The sequence below is a fragment of the uncultured Boseongicola sp. genome (assembly GCF_937988555.1).
Classification (GTDB): Bacteria; Pseudomonadota; Alphaproteobacteria; order Rhodobacterales; family Rhodobacteraceae; genus Boseongicola.
In genome coordinates, this window is record NZ_CALJXO010000065.1 from 1 (window position 1) to 2,554 (window position 2,554).

At 56.0% G+C, this 2,554-nt stretch carries 4 protein-coding genes; 1 reads left to right on the top strand and 3 read right to left on the bottom strand.

Translation table 11 applies throughout. From position 1 onward, the window contains the following. Positions 1-16: 16 nt before the first annotated feature. The 3 genes from Q1B15_RS03880 to Q1B15_RS03890 form a co-directional block, all read right to left on the bottom strand. On the bottom strand, positions 17-445 hold the full coding sequence (locus tag Q1B15_RS03880; RefSeq protein ID WP_299750418.1) for a hypothetical protein: 429 nt from the start codon (positions 443-445) through the stop codon (positions 17-19). 105 nt (positions 446-550) lie between these two features. Continuing rightward, on the bottom strand, positions 551-679 hold the full coding sequence (locus Q1B15_RS03885) for a hypothetical protein (RefSeq protein WP_299750421.1): 129 nt from the start codon (positions 677-679) through the stop codon (positions 551-553). A 21-nt stretch (positions 680-700) separates the two neighbouring features. Continuing rightward, the gene (locus tag Q1B15_RS03890; protein ID WP_299750424.1) at positions 701-1,633 is read right to left on the bottom strand and encodes a hypothetical protein; all 933 of its coding nucleotides are present in this window, start codon (positions 1,631-1,633) and stop codon (positions 701-703) included. 274 nt (positions 1,634-1,907) lie between these two features. On the opposite strand from Q1B15_RS03890, the gene Q1B15_RS03895 reads away from it, so the two are divergent. Then, a partial coding sequence (locus Q1B15_RS03895; RefSeq protein WP_299750427.1) for an ABC transporter substrate-binding protein occupies positions 1,908-2,554 on the top strand: 647 nt, incomplete at its 3' end.

Sequence of the window (2,554 nt, forward strand, 5' to 3'; positions counted from 1 at the left end):
AAAGGGCCTTGGCCGTTCACTCAAGGGGTTTTTCAGATGCGGCTTGCGCGAAATGGGTCTTGATCGATCCTTTCACCGGCGGGATGAGGATGGTTTCCTTGATCGCGGCCCAGGTCACTGGCGTTTGCCGGTTCCAGGGCATCAGCGACAAGAACCGCGCCAGCGGGCAATATCCGACGGTCACCAAGGCAATCGTGCCGACCAGTTGGATCCAGTGGATGAAGACCAGCGGTGCCCAAAGACCCATCACCAGCAACAGGACATAGGCGAGGCGGACTTGAACCGGAAAGGCGCTGACCGCCTTTTCCCGGGCATAAAAATGCATTGCCTGAAGGGCCGTAAGCCCGATGGCGGCCCAGATGCCCAAACTTGTGAAAAATATCCCGATGATCAACAAGGGAACGGTGGCCAGCCAATAATACCAGCCAAGTGAGCGATCATGCATAACGAGACCTCATACGTTGCGGGGCTCAGTTTGCCCTACCAGGCCCAGAAAGTAATGCCCAGGACCGCTACGACAAAGCAGCGGCCCTGAACTTTAACACGGATATCAGACAACCGATTGCATCAAAACCGTCGTAACCAAGATGCTCAGCATGCCTGTTAAGATGAACAGAGCTGCCGCCGCGCCGCGCGCGACCTCATGGCCTGACACATGTGAATGGTGCTTTGTGTTCATCGTTCCTCTCCTTTTTCTCTCTCACATCAAGGTCGCAAGTGCGGCCTCGATGCGTGCTGCTTGTTCTTTGTTGAGAAGGCTGAACAGAACTTCCGCGAAGTGCGGATGCTGAACGCCCGACAGGATGTATTGCCAGCGATAGGCTTTCAGGATACCGGCGTGGCTTGCCGCCATCTCTTCATCCGATAGCTTGCGCCCGCAGTTTCCAGCAAAGTAATCGGCATCCACTTTGGCCTGCATTTGGAGGATGCCATCGACCGCAACCACCAAATCGATCAGGTCACTCACAGCGCCGTCCCGTTCCACCTCGGTCAGTTGTTCGTCGCAGCGGATCAATTCAAGTTCGTCCACCACGGCGTGCTGGCATTCTTCCTTCCAATGAAACAGGAAGACATCTTTCCAAAGATCAGAAAGATTATCAGCGGACTCAATGCTTTCGCGGTAATGCAGCTGCGTGAACAATTCGATATCCAGCGTCAATGCCAGAACCGACCAGGTGCTTTTGGAAAGGACGATCCGCGCCACTTCGTCCGGGTCCGGTGCGAAAGCGTATCCGGCCGGCATGTCGGCACCAGCAAGCCGTTCGACCCGGCGGAAAAGTTCCTGGTGTTTTAACTCTTCGTCGCTGAAGCGGATCAGGGCTTCCAGCGCCACTTGATCACCGAGCCAGTAATCGCGGCTAACTTCGAGCACTTTGGCGTTGATGAAGCGTTCCACCAAACCAAAGATATTGGCATAGGTGCGACCCTGAATCTGGCTCAGGAAGAGCCTCTCGGCTTCACTTAAAAATTCCAGTTCTTCCACCAGCGACAGGCCGTCGGGTAAGAATTTCTGCGTGATGTCAAACCGGCGGCCCTTGATAACGTCGCGTTCGATATCCCAGCGCACGCGCTTGGAGATTTCGATGCAGCGGGCGAACCGATCGGTCTCTGTAGTTTGGACTTCGGCTAACATGACTTGCGTCTCCTCGACTTTTTTTGCCAACCCCTCAAAACCACCTCATGCGGTTTCGGGATGACGCATAGTTAGGAAGGCCACGTGGTAGAGAGCGTTTGCATCCGCAAGGCAAAGTCGGGGTCTGCGTGGTAATTACCGTGGTATTTTGTGCGGGGGATTACACATGGCAGTTATGCGGGCCCTGCCTGCTGCCCCCTGCGCGCGGCTTTCCTGAACGGCTCTGTTGGTGTAACCTGACCGCAGGCAGGGGCAGAAAACCGGGAGTTTTTTTATGAAAAAGTTGATGGCGCTCTTGCTGGGGAGCCTACTCCTCGCAGCAATGCCCGGGGCGGCTTTGGCCGAAAACGAGCTGCGGGTGGCCTCCCGCGGGGATGCCCTCACCCTTGACCCCTATGCCCAGGCCGAAGGGCCCACCTTCAATTTGCTCAATCAGATGTATGACACCCTCGTCGCCTTTGACGTCGATCTTCAGTTGGCGCCGGTGCTCGCCACGTCATGGGAGGTTGTGGAGCCCACGCACTGGCGATTTTATCTGCGGGAAGGCGTGGTCTTCCACGACGGCACCCCGTTCACAGCGGATGACGTGGTGTTCAGTATCGAACGGGCTCAGCAACAAAGTTCGGACTACCGCCCCTATGTGACCCATATCATAGAGGTGTCTGCGCTGGACGAGTTCACCGTCGATGTGGTGACCGATCAGCCCATGCCGCTATTGCCGCGTGATCTCACAAATATTCTGATCATGTCGCGCGCCTGGGCCGAGGAACATAACGCGACGCAAGTGCAGGATTTTTCGGCGGGTGATGAAAACTACGCCGTGCGCCACACAAATGGCACAGGCGCGTTCATTCTTGAAACGCGCGAGCAGGACATCCAAACGGTCATGACCCGTAATCCTGACTGGTGGGGCATTGTAGA

Bases quoted from the DNA above. Each gene is read 5' to 3' on its own strand.
- Q1B15_RS03880 (WP_299750418.1), bottom strand. From the start codon at position 445: ATGCATGATCGCTCACTTGGCTGGTATTATTGGCTGGCCACCGTTCCC.
- Q1B15_RS03885 (WP_299750421.1), bottom strand. From the start codon at position 679: ATGAACACAAAGCACCATTCACATGTGTCAGGCCATGAGGTCGCGCGC.
- Q1B15_RS03890 (WP_299750424.1), bottom strand. From the start codon at position 1,633: ATGTTAGCCGAAGTCCAAACTACAGAGACCGATCGGTTCGCCCGCTGC.